Annotated in this window: 15 protein-coding genes; 7 read left to right on the top strand and 8 right to left on the bottom strand. The window is 68.4% G+C overall.

Translation table 11 applies throughout. The features are described 5' to 3' along the window. Positions 1 to 76 precede the first annotated feature (76 nt). From AC2S9W_RS17785 to AC2S9W_RS17765, 5 genes are read left to right on the top strand one after another with little or no spacing between them, the layout of a single operon-like run. Positions 77 to 952 (top strand): cytochrome c oxidase subunit 3, encoded by an 876-nt coding sequence (locus AC2S9W_RS17785; RefSeq protein WP_067108880.1) that lies wholly within the window; start codon positions 77 to 79, stop codon positions 950 to 952. A 1-nt stretch (position 953) separates the two neighbouring features. Then, entirely contained in the window at positions 954 to 1,349 is a 396-nt protein-coding gene (locus AC2S9W_RS17780) for a DUF983 domain-containing protein (RefSeq protein ID WP_067185036.1), read from the top strand. Further along, on the top strand, positions 1,342 to 1,983 hold the full coding sequence (locus tag AC2S9W_RS17775; RefSeq protein ID WP_067108872.1) for an SURF1 family protein: 642 nt from the start codon (positions 1,342 to 1,344) through the stop codon (positions 1,981 to 1,983). Before AC2S9W_RS17780 ends, AC2S9W_RS17775 begins: the two co-directional genes overlap by 8 nt. Before the next feature lie 28 nt (positions 1,984 to 2,011). Beyond that, entirely contained in the window at positions 2,012 to 3,409 is a 1,398-nt protein-coding gene (gene thrC, locus AC2S9W_RS17770; protein WP_486571372.1) for a threonine synthase, read from the top strand. A 4-nt stretch (positions 3,410 to 3,413) separates the two neighbouring features. After that, positions 3,414 to 4,298 carry a class I SAM-dependent methyltransferase gene (locus AC2S9W_RS17765; RefSeq protein WP_486572103.1) on the top strand — a complete coding sequence of 295 codons (885 nt, stop codon included), beginning with the start codon at positions 3,414 to 3,416 and terminating at the stop codon, positions 4,296 to 4,298. A 15-nt stretch (positions 4,299 to 4,313) separates the two neighbouring features. Here the strand turns inward: AC2S9W_RS17765 and AC2S9W_RS17760 are convergent, their stop codons facing one another. Continuing rightward, positions 4,314 to 5,444, bottom strand: a complete 1,131-nt coding sequence (locus AC2S9W_RS17760) for a GGDEF domain-containing protein (protein ID WP_234002445.1) — start codon at positions 5,442 to 5,444, stop codon at positions 4,314 to 4,316. Between the two features lie 211 nt (positions 5,445 to 5,655). On the opposite strand from AC2S9W_RS17760, the gene AC2S9W_RS17755 reads away from it, so the two are divergent. Next, positions 5,656 to 6,687: an acyl-CoA dehydrogenase family protein gene (locus AC2S9W_RS17755; protein WP_486572102.1), complete on the top strand. Its 1,032-nt coding sequence runs from the start codon at positions 5,656 to 5,658 to the stop codon at positions 6,685 to 6,687. A 9-nt stretch (positions 6,688 to 6,696) separates the two neighbouring features. Here the strand turns inward: AC2S9W_RS17755 and AC2S9W_RS17750 are convergent, their stop codons facing one another. Both AC2S9W_RS17750 and AC2S9W_RS17745 read right to left on the bottom strand, forming a co-directional pair. Then, the gene (locus AC2S9W_RS17750; RefSeq protein ID WP_486571371.1) at positions 6,697 to 7,827 is read right to left on the bottom strand and encodes an acyl-CoA dehydrogenase family protein; all 1,131 of its coding nucleotides are present in this window, start codon (positions 7,825 to 7,827) and stop codon (positions 6,697 to 6,699) included. 47 nt (positions 7,828 to 7,874) lie between these two features. Further along, positions 7,875 to 8,624 carry a helix-turn-helix transcriptional regulator gene (locus AC2S9W_RS17745; RefSeq protein ID WP_486571370.1) on the bottom strand — a complete coding sequence of 250 codons (750 nt, stop codon included), beginning with the start codon at positions 8,622 to 8,624 and terminating at the stop codon, positions 7,875 to 7,877. Positions 8,625 to 8,764: 140 nt separating this feature from the next. Here AC2S9W_RS17745 and AC2S9W_RS17740 point away from each other — a divergent pair, with 140 nt between their 5' ends. Beyond that, complete coding sequence (locus AC2S9W_RS17740) at positions 8,765 to 11,230, top strand: TonB-dependent receptor (protein WP_486571369.1); 2,466 nt, start codon at positions 8,765 to 8,767, stop codon at positions 11,228 to 11,230. A 24-nt stretch (positions 11,231 to 11,254) separates the two neighbouring features. On the opposite strand, the gene AC2S9W_RS17735 is transcribed toward AC2S9W_RS17740, so the two are convergent. From AC2S9W_RS17735 to AC2S9W_RS17715, 5 genes are all read right to left on the bottom strand, one after another. Then, on the bottom strand, positions 11,255 to 12,688 hold the full coding sequence (locus AC2S9W_RS17735; protein ID WP_486571368.1) for a UbiA family prenyltransferase: 1,434 nt from the start codon (positions 12,686 to 12,688) through the stop codon (positions 11,255 to 11,257). Beyond that, positions 12,675 to 13,925 (bottom strand): hypothetical protein, encoded by a 1,251-nt coding sequence (locus AC2S9W_RS17730; protein ID WP_486571367.1) that lies wholly within the window; start codon positions 13,923 to 13,925, stop codon positions 12,675 to 12,677. The genes AC2S9W_RS17735 and AC2S9W_RS17730 overlap by 14 nt, the downstream gene beginning before the upstream one ends. Then, positions 13,922 to 14,305, bottom strand: a complete 384-nt coding sequence (locus AC2S9W_RS17725) for a DMT family transporter (RefSeq protein ID WP_076076173.1) — start codon at positions 14,303 to 14,305, stop codon at positions 13,922 to 13,924. Before AC2S9W_RS17725 ends, AC2S9W_RS17730 begins: the two co-directional genes overlap by 4 nt. A 539-nt stretch (positions 14,306 to 14,844) precedes the next feature. After that, positions 14,845 to 16,434, bottom strand: coding sequence for an acyl-CoA dehydrogenase family protein (locus AC2S9W_RS17720; RefSeq protein WP_486571366.1), 1,590 nt, complete (start codon positions 16,432 to 16,434; stop codon positions 14,845 to 14,847). A 2-nt stretch (positions 16,435 to 16,436) separates the two neighbouring features. Then, positions 16,437 to 17,651, bottom strand: a complete 1,215-nt coding sequence (locus AC2S9W_RS17715; RefSeq protein ID WP_104959770.1) for an acetyl-CoA C-acetyltransferase — start codon at positions 17,649 to 17,651, stop codon at positions 16,437 to 16,439. Positions 17,652 to 17,728: the final 77 nt, after the last annotated feature.

Here is a 17,728-nt window from a genome sequence, read left to right as displayed (position 1 = left end):
CGATCGAGAGTCTAATAACCAGACCGGCGGTGCGATGGGGAATCGCGATGCTGGGGCAATAAACGGGAACTGCGACATGGCTGGTGCCAAACATCACGATTATCACCTCGTCAATCCCAGCGTCTGGCCGATGATCGGCTCGCTGGCGGCGCTCGTCATGTTCTTCGGCGCCGTGATGTGGATGCACACCGATTATTTCGGCGGGTCCGGCAAGTGGGTGTTCTGGCTCGGCATTCTCGGCATCATCGTCACCTTCTTCAGCTGGTGGAGCAAGGTGATCGAGGAAGCGCACGAGGGGCATCATACCCCCGTCGTCCAGCTTCACCTGCGCTACGGCATGATCCTGTTCATCGCGTCGGAAGTCATGTTTTTCGTCGGCTGGTTCTGGGCATGGTTCGATTTCGCGCTCTTCCCGGTGCCGGTCGAGATCGTGGACGGTGCGGTCAGCTCGCTGTTCGGCCAGGACGGCGCGGCGGCGATCACCCAGTGGCCGCCGAAGGGCATCCACGTCATCGACGCCTTCTCGCTGCCGCTGCTCAACACGCTGATCCTGCTCTGCTCGGGCACGACGATCACCTGGGCGCACCATTCGCTGATCCACGGCGATCGCGAAGGGCTGAAGAAGGGGCTGTGGCTGACGATCATCCTCGGCGCGATCTTCTCGACGATCCAGGCCTATGAATATTCGGCGGCGCCCTTTGCCTTCGGCGAGATCAACTACAGCTCGGCCTTCTACATGGCGACCGGCTTCCACGGTTTCCACGTGCTCGTCGGGACGATTTTCCTGATCGTCTGCCTCGTCCGCACCTACAAGGGCGATTTCACCCCGCAGCAGCATTTCGGTTTCGAGGCCGCGGCCTGGTACTGGCACTTCGTCGACGTCGTGTGGCTGTTCCTGTTCATCATCGTCTATGTCTGGGGCGGCTGGGGCGCTCCGGTCGCTGCGCACTGATTTGCCCGGCGAAGCTCCGAAACAGCAAGGGCAGCCGCCGCTCTGGCGCGCTGCCCTTTTCGGTCTCTGCCCCGAATGCGGGGCGTCGGGACTGTTCGAGGGGCCGGCGCGCTTCCGGCCGCGATGCCGCGCCTGCGGGCTCGATTACGGCCGCTACAACGTCGGCGACGGGCCGGCGGCCTTCCTGACGCTGATCATCGGCGCGCTGCTGATCGCCGCGGCGCTCAGCCTCGATTTCGCCTTCGAGCCGCCGCTGTGGGTGCATATCCTCCTGTGGGTGCCGCTGACCGCCGCCGCGGTCCTCTATGGCCTGCGCGTCGGCAAGGCGGCGCTGCTCGCCAGCGAGCACCAGCGCCAGGCGGCCGAAGGGCGCCGCGCCGAGGACGGTGATGACTGACCCCGCGACTCCGGCGCGGCGCTGGCCGCTGATCCCGACGCTGCTGGTCGCGGCGGCGGTGGCGGTGATGATCGCGCTCGGCGTCTGGCAGCTCCAGCGCAAGGGGGAGAAGGAGGCGCTGATCGCGCTCTACGAGCGCAACGGGGCGATGGCGTCGAGCGTCGCCTATCCCGAGCTTCCGCCCGTTCCCGACGCGCTGCTGTTCCGCAAGAGCAGCGTGGTCTGCCTCGAACCCGTCCGCTGGGACCCGCGCAGCGGCACCGACCGCCGCGGCCGGACCGGCATCCGCATGATCGCCGACTGCCGAACCGGCGCCGAGGGGCCGGGCGTTCTCGTCGACGTCGGCATCGCCGACGATTTCACGCCGCCTGCGTGGAAGGGCGGCGTCGTGGCCGGCACGATCGTCCCTGGTCCCGACCAGCCGGGGCTGATCGAGCATTTGACGGGCAGGGCGGTGCCGGCGCGGGCGATGCTCGTCGCCGACCAGCCCGCGCCGGGCCTGCGCGCGAGCGCGGTGCCATCGGGCGCCGACGTGCCGAACAACCACCTTGCCTATGCCGTGCAATGGTTCCTGTTCGCCGCGATGGCGGTGGCGATTTACGTCCTCGCGCTACGCCGCCGCTTGCAGCGATGACGGCGCGCCGTTAGGGCGCATGGCCGTGATGGATTATATCAGCACCCGCGGCTCCGCGCCGACCCTCGACTTTCGTGCCGCCACACTTGCCGGCCTCGCCGACGACGGCGGCCTCTATGTGCCCGCGCGCTGGCCGCAAATGACGGCCGACGAGATTCGTGCGCTCGCTGGGCTCGATTATGTCGAGACGGCGGTGCGGGTGATGGCGCCCTTCGTCGCCGGCGTGCTGAGCGAGGGCGAACTGCGCGGGCTGTGCAAGGCCGCATACGGCCGCTTCGGGCACGATGCGGTGACGCCGCTCGTCCAGCTCGACCATCGCCACTGGCTGCTCGAACTCTTCCACGGCCCGACGCTGGCTTTCAAGGACGTGGCGCTGCAACTGCTCGGCCAGCTTTTCGAGACTTTCCTGCGCGGCGGCGAGACCGAACTGACGATCGTCGGCGCCACGTCGGGCGACACCGGATCGGCGGCGATCGAGGCGGTTGCGGGACGCGACCATATCCGCATCTTCATGCTCCACCCCGAAGGCCGGGTCAGCGACGTGCAGCGGCGGCAGATGACCACCGTGCTCGCGCCCAACGTCCATAATATCGCGATCGACGGCAGTTTCGACGATGCGCAGGCGATGGTGAAGCGGTTGTTCGGCGATGCCGAGGCGCGGAGCCGGCTGACGTTGTCGGCGGTGAACAGCATCAATTGGGCGCGGCTGATGGCGCAGGTCGTCTATTATTTCTATGCCGCCGTGCGGCTCGGGGCGCCCGAGCGGCCGGTGGCGTTCAGCGTGCCGACCGGCAATTTCGGCGACGTCTTCGCGGGCTATGTCGCGGCGCAGATGGGGCTGCCGATCGCGCGGCTTGTCGTCGCGACCAACGTCAACGACATTCTCCACCGGGCGCTGACCAGCGGCGATTACAGCGCGGGCACCGTCACCCCGACCGCGACGCCGAGCATGGACATCCAGGTCAGCAGCAATTTCGAGCGGCTGCTGTTCGACCTGTCGGGGCGCGACGGCGCGGCGATCGCCGGGATGATGGCCGAATTCGACCGCAGCCGCGCGATGACGATCCCCGCCGACATGCGCGCCGGCGCGCAGGCGCTGTTCTCCAGCGCGCGGATCGATGCCGACGGTATGACGCTGGCGCTGCGCTGGGCGCAGGAACGGGGCGGGCAGATCATCGACCCGCACAGCGCCGTCGGCCTGGCGGCTGCGCGCGCGCTGGAGATCGACGGCGACGTACCCGTCGTCACGCTGGCGACCGCGCATCCCGCGAAGTTCCGCGACGCGGTCGAACGCGCGACCGGGGTGCGTCCGGCGCTGCCGCCGCGGCTCGGCAACCTGTTCGAGCGCGAGGAGCGCTACAGCAAGCTGCCCGGCGACTATGACGCGGTGAAGGCGCATATCCTGGCGGAAGCCGCCCGTGGCTGACCTGCTGCCCCTGGCGACGCTCGTCGGGGACGCGTGGGAGGATTATGGGCTGGTCGACAGCGGCGGCGGGCGCAAGCTCGAACGCTATGGCCGCTATCGCTTCATCCGCCCCGAACCGCAGGCGATGTGGCAGCCCGCGTTGCGGCAGGCCGAATGGGACAAGGCCGACGGGGAGTTCGTCCCCGCGTCGGACGAGGATGGCGGGGGGCGCTGGTATTATCACCGCCCCGTGCCCGTCGAAGGCTGGCCGCTCGGTTGGCGCGAGGCGCGCTTCACCGCAAGCTGCACGCCCTTTCGCCACCTGGGCTTCTTTCCCGACATGGCGCCGGTCTGGGACTGGCTGCGCGAACAGGTCGCGGACAAGACCGATCCGACCTTCCTCAACCTGTTCGGCTATACCGGGGTCGGCAGCCAGGCGCTCGCGGCCGCCGGTGCGGCGGTCACGCATGTCGACGCCTCGAAGAAATCGGTCGCGCAGGCGCGCGAGAATGCCGCGCTCGCCGGCATGGCCGAACGGCCGATCCGCTGGATCGTCGACGACGCCGGCAAGTTCGCGGCGCGCGAGGTGCGTCGCGGGCGGCGCTACGATGCCATTCTGCTCGACCCGCCCAAGTTCGGGCGCGGCCCGAACGGCGAGCGCTGGCAGATCGAGGAGGGGCTGGCGCCGCTGCTCGCCGATTGCCGCCACCTGCTCGACGCCGACAGCCGCGCGCTGTTCCTCACCGTCTATGCGGTGCGGATGTCGGCGCTGGCGATCGGCGAACTGCTGGCGCAGCTATTCGCCGATCTGCCCGGCAAGGTCGAATGCGGCGAACTCGCGGTGCGCGAGGAGGCGCGCGGACTGCTGCTGCCCACTGCGATCTTCGCGCGCTGGAGCCGCCACGGCTGACGGCTCCGGGGCTCGTCAGGCGGCGATCTCGATGCGGTTCCGCCCGCTTTCCTTGGCGCGGTAGAGCGCTTCGTCGGCGGCTTTCAGCGCCGCGCGCGGATCGGCATAGCCGAAGACGTCGGCCACCCCGCCGGAAAAGGTGATCTGCCCGAACGGCTCGTCGGTCTTGCGGTTGATCAGGCGGCGCGCAGACAGCCGCTCACGCGCGTCGTCGAGCTGCTTCGCTGCCTCGCTCGGCGTCAGGCCGCGGAACAGCATCACGAATTCCTCGCCGCCATGGCGCGCGACATGGCAATGGTCATTCGAGATGTGCGCGAGCGTGTCGGCGATCATCTTGATCACCCGGTCGCCGGCGTCGTGCCCGTGCACATCGTTGATCTTCTTGAATTCGTCGATGTCGCAAAAGGCGACGCTCAGCGCCTCGCACGCCGCGCGCGCTTCGCCATGGTGGCGATCGAGCAGCGCCTCGAAGGCACGGCGGTTCGGCAGGCCGGTCAGATAGTCGATCTCGGCATCGCGCTTGGCGCGGGCGAGGCTGCGGCGAAGCGCCTTCGCCTCCTCCTCGCTCCGGTGCATGTCGTCCTCGGCCTTGCGGGTGCGTTCGAGCATCGTGCGCGCCAGCACGGCGAGGTTGGAGACGATCCGCCCCGTCTTCTCGACCTGTTCGAGGTCGGACACATGCTGCGCCAGTTCGACGCCATAATCGCTGGTGACGCTGCGCGCCTGCCGAGTGCTGGCCTGGAAACTGTCGAGATCGGTTTCGAGTTTGGCCATCAGCCGGTCGAGGTCGGCGCGTCCCTGCTGCTCGGGTTCGTGCGCGACCAGCTCGTCGAGCCAGGGCTGGGTGATCCCCTCTGCCGATTGCGATCGCGCCGCGAACTGGCGCGCAAGCTTGGGGTTGGTTCCGGAAAAGGCGCCATGCGCCAGGACGAGGTTGGCGGGCGAAATATCGAGGTCGTTGTCGAGAAGGAAGGACATGATCGAATGGGCGAGTTGACTTCGCACTTCATGGGGGCGGTCGCGCGCCTCACCCATTTGGGCCGCCACCGCACCGGCGGCATCGTCGTGCCCCCGCGCGGATTTGAGCCCCAGCCAGCCAAGGAGCCGCCCGACCGGCTCGTTCGATGATGTTGCGTAAGTGGTCATATGGCCATTAACGAGCGCTTGTTGCGATGATTAAGCCGCGATTAGCCACGGCGCGACCTGACACGCTCGCCAGCTAGAGCATCGTGGACCAAAGCGGCATGATCTCAATGGGAAAGGGCGGCCGCATGCGCCGCGCCGGCATGGAAGCGATTGGAGAGACGACGATGACGGCATGCCGATATGATTTCGTCGCGGCACGGGCCGGGTGACGATGGCGGGCCTCGACCTTCCGCTCGACGCCGGACGCCAGATGTTGCGCGACAGCGTGCAGCGCTTCCTTGCCGACAAGGAGCGGGTGGGGTGGGCCGACCTGACTGCGCTCGGCCTTGGCGGCGTCACGATCCCCGAGGCGGCGGGCGGCTTCGGTGGCGGCGCGGTCGAGACGGCGCTGCTGATGGCGGAGCTGGGACCGGCGCTGGCGGGCGCCGACTGGCTCTCGCACGCGGCGGCGACCTGGCTCGTCGGGCGTCTGGCGCCGGGTCACGCTGCGCTGGGGGCGCTGGCTGAAGGGCGGCAGCGGGCGGCGCTGGTCTGTCCGGCGACGGCCGCCGCTATGCCGATCGTCGAGGCGGCGGACGGGGGATGGCGGCTGCGCGGACTGGCGACGCTGGTCGCCGGCGCGGCCGAGGCCGACCTGTTCGTCGTCGCCGATCCGCAGGCGGTCCTGCTCGTCGCCGCCGACCCCGACCGCGTCGAACAGCGCCACCGGATCATGCTCGACGGCAGCGTCACCGCCGACCTGGGTTTTGCGTCCGGTCCCGCCGAAGCCGAGGCGCTTGCCGAGGGGGAAGCGGCGCGCGCGGCGACCGAGATCGTCACCGATATGGTGCTGGCGGGGCGGTGTGGCGAGGCCGTCGGGCTGATGCGGCGCATGATCGAAGACACCGCCGCCTATATGGGGCAGCGCCGGCAATTCGGCGTGCCCATCGGCTCGTTTCAGGCGCTGCGCCACCGCTGCGCCGACATGCAGCTCGCACTGATGAAGGCGGCCGCGCTCACCGAGCTGGCGGTGCTGTCGGTGGACGGCGACGAGGCGGAGCGCGCCGCCGCGGTCGGCGCGGCCTGTGTCGAGGTGCAGGACGCGGTGCGGATCGTCGGCGAAGGTGCGGTGCAGATCCATGGCGCGATGGGGCTGACCGAGGAACTGGCGCTCGGCAGCCGTTTCAAGCGTGCGCTGGGAATCGCGGCGGCGATGGGGCCGCAGGCCACGCATCTCGCGCGCTTTGCCGAGGCGGCCGCCTGAAGGCGGCGGTCAGCCGAGAATCTGGCGCGCGATCAGGTCGCGCTGAATTTCGTTCGATCCCGCATAGATGGTGGCCGCGCGCCCGTTCAGATAGCGCGGCACCGCGACCGCAAGGCTCGGCGGCGTCTGGCCGTCGGCTTCGCTCCACGCCGCCGGACCGGCGATTTCGCACGCCAGCGTGTCGATGCGCTGCGCCGCTTCGGTGCCGAGCAGCTTGAGCGCCGAGGCATAGAGCGCCGCGCCGCCGCCGAGGCCGCGCATCGCCTTCATCTCCAGCGCCTGCAACGCGCGCAGCGTCACCGCCTCACGGTCGAGCCGCGCCCGGATCACCGGGTCGGGCACGTCGTGGCCGCGCAGGCGGCGAAGCTGTCCCATCAGGGCCGGCGCATATTTGCCGCCGCGTTCGAAGGTGAGCAGATGCTTGGCGACCGACCAGCCGTCATTCTCCTCGCCCAGCCGGTTGGTGACGGGGACGCGGACGTCGTCGAAGAAGACCTGGTTCAGTTCATGCTCGCCGGCGAGGGTGCGGATCGGCTCGACGCCGATGCCCGGCGACTGCATGTCGAGCAGCAGGAAGCTGATCCCGGCCTGCGGCTTGCCTTCGTTCGACGTGCGCACGAGGCAGAACATGCGGTTCGCGAAATGGGCGTGCGTCGTCCAGATCTTCGACCCGTTGAGGACATAGTCGGCGCCGTCGCGGACCGCGCGAAGCTGAAGCCGGCCGAGGTCGGAGCCGGCGCCGGGTTCCGAAAAGCCCTGGCACCAATAATCTTCGCCCGACAGGATGCGCGGCAGATAATGCGCCTGCTGATCGGGCGATCCATAGTGCATGATCACCGGGGCGACCATCTTCAGCCCCATCGGCGCGAGGTTCGGCGCGCCCGCCGCGACGCATTCGGCGGCGAAGATATAGCGCTCGATCTCGCTCCAGCCCGGTCCCCCGAACCGTTCGGGCCAGTCGGGCGCCGCCCAGCCGCGCGCATGCAGGATGCGCTGCCACGGCAGCGTTATGGCGGGATCGATGAAGACGCTGGTCGCGCGCTCGGCGGCGCGGCGCAGTTCCTCGGGCAGATGCTCGGCCAGGAAGGCGCGCACCATGTCGCGGAACGCGTGAAGATCGGGTTCGAGTGCGATGTCCATGCCCTGTTCCTAAACGGCGCGCCGACCCGGCCAAGCTGGCGGATGCGTCAGGCGGCCTGCGCGCCGACGAAGCCCAGCCCGGCGGCGATCTGGATCGACTGCGCGCGCCCGGTGGCGCCCAGCTTGGCGGCGGCGTTGCGAAGGTGAAAGCGCACCGTCGACACCGACAGCGACAGGATGATGCCGATCTCGCCATCGGTCTTGCCCGCGGCGGCCCAGCGCAGGCACTGCACCTCGCGCCGGGTCAGCGTCTGCGGCACGGTGGCGTTGCGCGGCCGGCCCCGCGCCTCGTTGTGCGTCGCGACGAGGCGCAGCGCGAGGTTGTGCATCGCGCCGGCATGCGCGCGGAACAGCGCCTCGACCCCGACCGGCTCGCGCGAGCACCAGAAGACGGCGCCGACCAGCCCGCGCGGCAGATGGACCGGCGCGATGATCGCCTCGCCGAAATTGGGGGTCTCCTTCGCTTGCTGGCAATCGACCGCGTCGAGCAGCGCGGTCGCGCGCCAGCTGCCGAGCCGCCCGTCGCTGTAATAGAAAGGCTCGGCGATCAGCCGCGCCGCGGTCAGGAAGGCGACGTGCAGCGCCAGCTTGCGGTCGCGCCAATAGGCATAGGCCGGATCGATCCAGCGGAAGCTGGTCTCCGCATAGGGGCGGCCGTGCTCGTCGGCCATCGGTTCGGGATCGCCGAGGTCGGCCTGCGCGGCGATATAGGAAAGGCCCGTCGCGTCGCCGATCGCCTGCACGTCGGCGATCAGCGCGGGAAGTTCCGACCAGCAAAGCGCCCGTTTGTCCGTCACATCCTCTTCCCCCGGTTCGATACTGACACAGATGCCAGCTTGTGAGCGGGGCCGCAATTATATCCTCTGACAGGGTCCGGCCGCGCCGGCGCTCGCGCAAAGACGAGCCGCATCGGCCAGCCGTTTGAGGGAGATGACGAATGAAGGCCTATCGACTGTTCCTGCTCGCCGGCACCGCCGCCGGCCTGTCGGTTGCGCCGCCGGCGCTGGCTGTCGAAGCGGAAACGGCGGCGCGGACCGACGGCGAGATCATCGTCACCGCACAGCGCCGCGCCGAATCGCTGAACGACATCGGCATGGCCGTGCAGGCGGTCGACGCCGCGACGCTGGAAAGCCTGCGCGTCACCGACGTGCGCGACCTGACCGCGGTGGCGCCGAGCTTTACCGTGTCGCAAAGCTATCAGGGCGTGCCCACCTATACGCTGCGCGGCATCGGCTTCAACACGATCAACCTGTCTGCGACCTCGACCGTCGGCACCTATGTCGACGAGGTCGCCTATGCCTATCCGATCATGAACACCGGCCCGATCATGGACCTCGAGCGCGTCGAGGTGCTGAAGGGGCCGCAGGGCACGCTCTATGGCCGCAACACGACGGCCGGGCTGATCAACTTCATCACCGCCAAGCCGACCGATCATTTCGACGCGGGCGTCACCGCCGAACTCGGGAACTACCGGACCTATAATTTCGCGGGCCACGTCTCGGGGCCGCTCGGCGAAGGGGTTGCGGCGCGGATCGCGGTGCGCAGCGAGAACAGCGACAAGGGCTGGCAGATCAGCAACTCGCGCCCCGTCGAACGGCTCGGCAAGGTCGACAAGCTGGGCATCCGGGGCTCGCTGGCGATCGACCCCGGCCCCGGCACCAGCATCGACCTGTCGGTGACCTGGTGGCAGAACAAGTCGGACACGGTCGCCGGGCAGGGCATCGGCTTCACCCCGGCGACCGACCCGGTAACGGGGACCAGCGCATCGCACCTCTTCAACGCGCCGGGGCTGGCTGATTATATCGCCGGCAATTTCCCGACCCGGGCGAGCCAGGCGGACTGGGCGCCCGAGGCGGGGCGATCGGCCGACGTCGGCCGCGGCGCCGGATTGCCCGGCGACCTCGCCGAAGACAATCGCTTCTGGGGCCTGAAACTGCGCGTCGATCAGGATGTCGCCGATGCGGTGAAATTCGTCAGCCTGACCAGCTACAATGATTTCCAGCGCAAGGCGCTGTCCGACTGGAGCGGCGCGCCCTATGAAATCCTGCTGCAAAAGGCCGACGGCCGCATCAAGAGCTTTGCGCAGGAAATTCATTTCGAAGGCGAGGCCAGCACGCTGAACTGGCTGGTCGGCGCCTATTACGGCCACGACAAGATCGTCGACAGCAACCGCACAATGCTCGGCGACAATGCGAACTCGCGCTTCATCCGCGCGGTGCCCTATATCCTCGTTCCCGGCGTCAACCTGCTCGACACGCCGTTCAATTCCGGCGGCTATACCGCCGCCGACATGGCGACGGCGTTCCGCACCTATGAAGACATCGGCACGATGAACACCAAGACGTGGAGCGTCTTCGGAAATGCCGACGCCGAACTGACCGACCAGCTCAAACTGACCGTCGGCCTTCGCTATACCGAGGACAAGCAGGACTATGTAGGCTGCTCGCGCGACTACAAGGGCAGCATGCTGCCGAACGTCAACATCGTGAACCGCTTCCTCTTCTCGGCGGGGGGCACGCTGCCCATCCCGGCGCCGATCGTGGAGGGGCAGTGCAACACCTTCGACGATGCGACCAACAGCTTCGGTCCGGTGGTGTCGACGCTGGACGAGAACAACCTCGCCTGGCGCGTCGTGCTCGACTGGTCGCCGAACGACGACACGCTGGTCTATGCGTCGGTATCCCGCGGCTACAAGTCGGGCACCTCGCCGGTCAACGCGGCGAGCAAGGCGCGGCAGAACGCGCCGGTGACGCAGGAAAAGCTGACGGCCTACGAATTGGGGCTGAAGGCGACGCTGGCCGACCGTCTGCTGCAGGCCAATTTCGCCGCCTTCTACTACGATTACAAGGACAAGCAGATCAGCACCTATTTCGCCGATCCGATCTACACCGCGTTGTCGCGCCTCGACAATGTGCCCAAATCGAGGGCCTATGGCTTCGAGGGCGAACTGACGCTGCGTCCCGCGCAGGGCGTGACGATCGCCGCCAACGGCCTGTGGCTGAAGACCCGCGTGATCGACTATGTCGGCACCAACGCCGCCGGCCAGCCGGAGAATTTCGACGGGGCGGAGTTCATCTACAGCCCGCGCTTCCAGGGCAGCATCGTCGCGGCCTATGATACGCCGGTGACCGACACGCTGAGCGCCAATGGCGCGGTCAGCCTGCGCTATCAGGGCAAGGCGAACACGATCTTCGAGGACGATCCGCTCTACAAGGTCGATTCCTACGCCGTCGTCAACGCCAGCCTCGGCCTGAAGTCGCAGGCCGGCTGGTCGCTGTCGCTGTGGTCGAAGAATCTGTTCAACAAATATTATTGGTCGGCGGTCGCCAGCAACGCCAATGTCGTCGTGCGCTTCGCCAACCAGCCGCGAACCTTCGGCCTGACGCTGGGCTATGACTTCTAGGGAAAGGTGAAGCGAGCGTCGTCGTCAGCCGCCATATTTGGCGGCGACGACGATGACCGCGAGCAGCGCGCCGACGACGATGCTGCGCCGGTCGCGCAGCGCGAAGGCGACGGGATCGCCGTCGACCTGGCCGCGCCCCGCCATCATCCAGATACGGTTGAGCCAATAGAGCAGCGGGATGACGAGCAGCCACAGCAGCGCCGGATGCGCATATTCGCCGCCTTCGCCCTTTTCGGCGGCGAACAGCAGCAGGACGAGCAGTGACACCATGCCCGACGCGACGCCGCCCATCGCGACGAACATCTTGTCCGACGGCACATAGCCGCGCCCCGACAACAGCTGGTGCCGCTCGTTGCGGCTTTCGTCGAGCTCGACATAGCGCTTGAGATAGCCGAGGCTGAGGAAGAAGAAGATCGAGAAGATCAGCAGCCACATCGACGGGGCGACCGCGATCGCGGCGGCGCCGACGATCATGCGGATCGTGTAGAGGGAGGCGAGCGCGAGCACGTCGGCGATCATCGCCGACTTGAGCCGGAAGCTGTAGGCGAGCGTCAGCGCGAAATAGGCCGCGAGCGCGGCGAAGGTCGCGGGGCCGAGCAGGAACCAGCCGATCGCAAGGCCCAGGATCGCGGCCGCGCCGCTGATCGCGAGCGCCAGCGGAATGCCGAGATCGCCCGCCGCGAGGGGGCGCGAGCGCTTGCGCGCGTGGCGGCGGTCCGCGTCGATGTCGAGCAGGTCGTTGAGCAGATAGACGCTCGACGCGATCACCGACAGGCTGACGAAGGCGAGCGTCGCCTGCCCCAGCGCGACGAAATCGAGAATATGGCCCGAGGTAGCGAGCGGCACGAAGACCAGCGCATTCTTCGCCCACTGGTGCGGGCGTATCGCCTTCACCAGCGCGCGAAACGGGCTCTTGGGGGGCGGGCCGACGCGCTGCTCGTTCGCCGAGCGGGTCGGCACGCCTACCGTGTAGGCGTGCCGCGCCTCGCGCCAGATCGCGCGGTCGGCGGTCGAATCGCCGACATAGTCGAAGGGTGCGTCGCCGATCGCGGCGCGGATCGCGCGCAGCTTTCCGGCGCTCTTCAGGTTGCGGCGACGGCTCGATCCCAGATAGCGGTCGAACAGTCCCAGATGGCGCGCGACGCGGCCGACATTGCGTCGGTGCGCGGCGCTGGCGAGGATGACCGGGCGGCCGTCGCGGCGCGCTTCGCCGATCAGGTCGACGACCTCGGCGCGCAGCGGCAACAGCGCCGGATCGACCGGATCGAGCCGGGCGAGGCGCGTCTTGAGCGCGGCGCGGCCCCACAGCAGCGCGAGCAGCAATTGCCAGAACAGCATTGGACTGCGCCGCATCAGGCGCACGAGCGATTCGACCGCGACATCGGCGCGGGTCAGCGTCCGGTCGAGATCGACGATCAGGGCGACCTTGGCCGGCTCGGCGGGATCATGCGGCGGCATCGAGCGCGTCCTTCGGGCGGGGGCGCAGCCGGTCCCAGGCGATGCCCCAGCCGACGACCGCGAACAGCATCAGCGCGGGGATCGCCGGGTCGCGATAGCGGGTGATGACATAGGCGGCGGCGTGCAGCGCCCAGAAACCGGCGATCGCCGCCGCGACGATCCAGCGCTGCCGCGGTGTTCCTCCGCCTGCGAGCAGGCCGAACAGCGCAAAGCCGAGGATGAGCAGATATTGCGCGACCTCGACGAAGCGCGCCGTCGCCACCGCGCGCGACTGTGCGAAATCGGCGGCGTCGGGGACGTTCGGCGCCCAGAACAGCGCGAGCTTGGTGAGGCCCAGACTCGCGGTTCGTGCGGGATGCGCGCTGGCATAGGCGATGGCGCGCGCGCCGAGCTCGGCGCTCGCCCCGCGCTCGCCGAGCCGCTGGCGCATCTCCTCCCACTCGGGGCCTGCCGGGGTGTCCGCGATGCTGACGAAGGCGCCCGTCGCCGCGGGATTGTTGCCGAGATAGAGGTTGAAGCCGCCGTTGGTGTTGAGCGTCGGTGCCCCGACCATGGCCGTGGTGGCGGCGGCCCAGGGGATGAGCAGGGCCAGCGTACCGGCCCCGACCAGCAGGCCGCGACGCACCCGCTGCTCCCCCGTCCACAGCAGCGCGAGCAGCGGCGCGACGATCAGCGGCAGCGCGGATCCCCCGGTCAGGATCGCCGCGCCATAGGCGGCGCCCGCGAGCAGCGCGGCCGTGCTGCCGCCGCCGCGCAGCATTCGCCAAGACGCGAGCAGGACGAGCAGGAAGAGCGGCGTCGACAGATTCTCGCGCGCCAGCATCGCGCTGTTCCAGATGCCGGGGATCCACAGGGCATGAACCAGCAGGAGCAGAAGGACGAAGGGCGGCCGCATCGCGATTTCGCGCGCGAGCAGCACCAGCAGCACCGCGCTCGCCGCCGCTAGCGCCAGATTCGCGGCGATCGCGGTCCCGACGCTCGCGCCGAACAGCGCGAAGAAAGGGGCCAGCGCCGCCGGATAGCCGATCGAATAGAAGGCGTGCTGTCCCCATTGATCGACCGGCCAATGCCCGCCCGCCATCGCCTCCGCCATGCGGAAATAGGCGAGACCGTCGTTGCCGAGCGGCTCGCCGATCGCGAACCAGGCGAGCAGGCGCACGCCGACCGTCGCGGCGATCAGCGTTGCGACCAGTCCGCGATAATGGGCTTCGATCCAGGCGGCGGCCGCCCCGATCATGAACCGCCAGCGCTCTGCGCGACGAGGACGCAGCCGAGCGCGATCAACAGCGTACCGGCGATGCGCGTGAGCGACAGATGTTCGTGAAAGGCCATCGCACCGATCAGCATCGTGAAGATGAAACCCAGCCCCACGAAGGGATAGGCGACGCTCAGCGGCAGGCGCGCGAGGACGAACAGCCACAGCACCGCGCCGAGGCCATAGAGCGCGAAGCCCGCGATCAGATAGGGCGAACTGGCATAGGCCAGCATGGTTTCGGACAGGGTCCGCGTGGCTCGTGCGCCCTGCACCCCCAGCTTGAGCAGCATCTGGGCGAGCGCCGACATGCCGACGCTGGTCAGGATGAGCAGCAGCAGCGGAGGGGAGAGGGTGGCATTCATCGCGCCCCTCTAGCCCGCGAGCTGTAAAATTACCCTTAAATCGCGGTAATCCATGACGATGTGCGACGGGGCGATGGCGCGTGTTCCTGTATCGTCACCCCGGATCAAGTCGGCAATTATACCTTTTCGCCAAGTCACCGTTCCCCGGCGAAAGCCGGGGTCCATGCGAAGCAGCGCTGTGCCATCTGGCCCCCGGCTTTCGCCGGGGAGCAGCTCCTGACTTGCCTGAAGGCTATATATGCCGATCAAGTCCGGGTGACGAGGAAGCCGAAATATGCCGTTTGAATGTTCTTGTGTCCCCGCGCAGGCGGGGACCCCGAGCGTTCATATGCCGACGCGGGCTTTTCGCCGCTCTGGACTCCCGCCTTCGCGGGAGTATCGAGGTTCATTTAGAGCGTGACATCGAATGATCGTCATTGCGAGCGGCGAAGCCGCGCGGCAATCCAGAGCGTGCGCAGACCGCCCTGGATGGCTTCGCTCCGCTCGCAATGACGAAGCGGGTCTATCCAAAATCACCATGCTCTGAAAACGAATGCGATCTAGTTCCGCCCGGCGGTCAGCCCGCGCGCGATGACCTGCGCCTGAATCTCGGCCGCACCCTCGAAGATATTGAGGATGCGCGCGTCGCACAGCACGCGGCTGATCTCATATTCGAGCGCGTAGCCGTTGCCGCCGTGGATTTGCAGCGCGGCGTCGGCGTTCGACCAGGCGGCGCGCGCGCCGAGCAGCTTCGCCATTCCCGCCTCGATGTCGCAGCGCTTGCCCGAGTCCTTGGCGCGTGCGGCGGCGTAGCTCAACTCGCGCGCGGCGACGAAATCGACGAGGCTCATCGCCAGCTTGTCGGCGACGCGCGGAAAATGGACGATCGCCCTGCCGAACTGCTTGCGGGCGAGCGCATAGGCGAGCCCGAGTTCGAGCGCGCGTCGCGCCACCCCGACCGCGCGCGCCGCGGTCTGGATGCGCGCGCCCTCGAAGGTGCGCATGAGCTGCTTGAAGCCTTGCCCTTCCTCGCCGCCGAGCAGCGCGTCGGCTGGAGCCTTCATCGCGTCGAACTGCAACGCATATTCGCGCATCCCGCGATAGCCGAGCACCTCGATCTCGCTGCCGCTCATTCCCGCGGCCGGGAAGGGATCGGCCTCGGTCCCGCGCGGCTTGGGGACCAGCAGCATCGACAGGCCCGCATAGCCTTTGGCGTCGGCGACGGTGCGCGCGAGCAGCGTCATCAGGTCCGAGCGCGCGGCGTGGGTGATCCAGTTTTTCGCGCCGTCGATCACCCAGCCGTCGCCGACCCGCCGCGCGCGCGTCTGGAGCGAGCCGAGGTCGGAGCCGGTGTCGGGTTCGGTGAACACCGCCGTCGGCAATATCTCGCCGCTGGCGATCTTCGGCAGCCATTCGGCCTTCTGCGCGTCGGTGCCGCCCATCGCGATCAGTTCGCCCGCGATCTCCGACCGCGTGCCGAGCGACCCCGCGCCGATCCAGCCGCGCGACAGCTCCTCGGTGACGATGCACATGACGAGCTTGCCGAGGCCGAGCCCGCCGAATTCTTCCGCTATGCAAACGCCAAATGTGCCGAGGTCTGCCATCGCCTGAACCGTGGCGTCGGGGATCAGGGCGTTGGCGAGGTGCCAGCCATGCGCGTGGGGGATGATCTCCGTTTCGGTAAAGCGCCGATACTGGTCGCGGATCGCGTCGAGGTCGGCGTCGTGCAGCGTCTCGCTCGGCCAGTGACCCTCGGCGAGCGCGGCAGCGACAGCGGCGCGCATTGCGGCATGGTCGGCGTCGAGCAGATCGGCGCAGGCATCGGCGAGCGTCCGGGCGGCCGCGCCGATTCCGAGGTCGGCCGGGCGGAAGATTTCATTCTGCCCCATCGGCAGCCCGCCGGCGAGCTGGCCGATGCTTTCGGCGAAGGCCAGCGTCGCGACCTGCGCGTCGAGCGGGTTGTCGCCCCTTCCGGCCTCGAGCCAGTCGAGCACGGCTTCCAGCGCGGCGACCGTCGTCGCGACCCATGCGAAGCCGTGCGCTGCGCGCTGCTCGGCGTCGATCGGGTTTGCCGCCAGCCGTGCGGCCAGCGCCCCTTGCGCCGTCGCGCGATAGGCTTGCGCCGCCGCCAGAGCCGGGCGGAGCTCCATGGTCAGGCCGCGCGCTCGAAGATCGCAGCGATGCCCTGGCCGCCGCCGATGCACATCGTCTCCAGCCCGTAACGGCCGTCGCGGCGCACCAGTTCGCGCGTCAGATTGGCGAGGATGCGCCCGCCGGTCGCGCCGATCGGGTGGCCGAGCGAGATGCCCGATCCGTTGACGTTGAGTATCTCGTTGCGGCTGTCGTCGTCGGACCAGCCCCAGCCCTTGAGCACCGCGAGCACCTGCGGCGCGAAGGCTTCGTTGAGTTCGACGAGGTCGATGTCGTCCCAGCCGAGCCCATTGCGCGCGAACAGTCGCTCGACCGCGGGCACCGGCCCGATGCCCATGCGGCTCGGGTCGCATCCGGCGGCGGCCCAGCTATGGAACCAGGCGATGGGTTCGAGGCCGAGTTCGTCCAGCTTGTCCTCCGCCACCACCAGGCACGCGGCGGCCGCATCATTCTGCTGGCTGGCGTTGCCCGCGGTGACGACGCCGCCTTCCAGCGCGCGCAGCTTGCCCAGCGTCTCCATGCTCGCGTCGGCGCGATAGCCTTCGTCGTGCGCGAAGACAACCGGGTCACCCTTCTTCTGCGGCACGCTGACCGGGACGAGTTCGTCGTCGAACAGCCCCTTGTCCCACGCCGCCGCGGCGCGCTGGTGACTGCGCACGGCGTAGGCGTCGGCCTGCTCGCGGGTGATGTTGTAGTCCTTCGCCAGATTCTCGGCGGTCTCGATCATTCCGGTGATGACGCCGAAGCGCTCGACCGGCTGCGACATCACGCGGCCGCGCGTCAGCCGGTCGTGCAGCGTCAGATTGCCCGCGCGTACGCCCTTGCGAATGTCGGTCGTGTAATGCTCGACGTTCGACATCGATTCGACGCCGCCCGCGACGACGATGTCGGACATGCCCGTCTGCACCATCATCGCGGCGTTGACGACCGCCTGCAGGCCCGAGCCGCAGCGGCGGTCGAGCTGATAGCCCGGCACTTCGAGCGGCAGGCCCGCGGCAAGCCACGACCAATGCCCGATGCTCGGCGCCTCGCCATTGCCATAGCCCTGCGAAAAGACGACATCGTCGACGCGTGCGGGGTCGATCTTCGTGCGGTCGATCAGCGCCTTCAGGATGACGGCGCCCAGCTCTCCGGCGGTAACCGACGACAGACTGCCGCCGAACTTGCCGACGGCGGTGCGGATCGGGGCGACGATGGCGGCGCGGCGCAGGGTCATGTCATTCTCCGGTATGTTTCTGGTATTGAATTGGATCGTCACCCCGGATCAAGTCCGGGGTGACGGAAGAAAGGGAT

The organism is Sphingopyxis sp. 550B, assembly GCF_057401805.1.
This window is presented reverse-complemented; position numbering and strand designations above follow the sequence as displayed.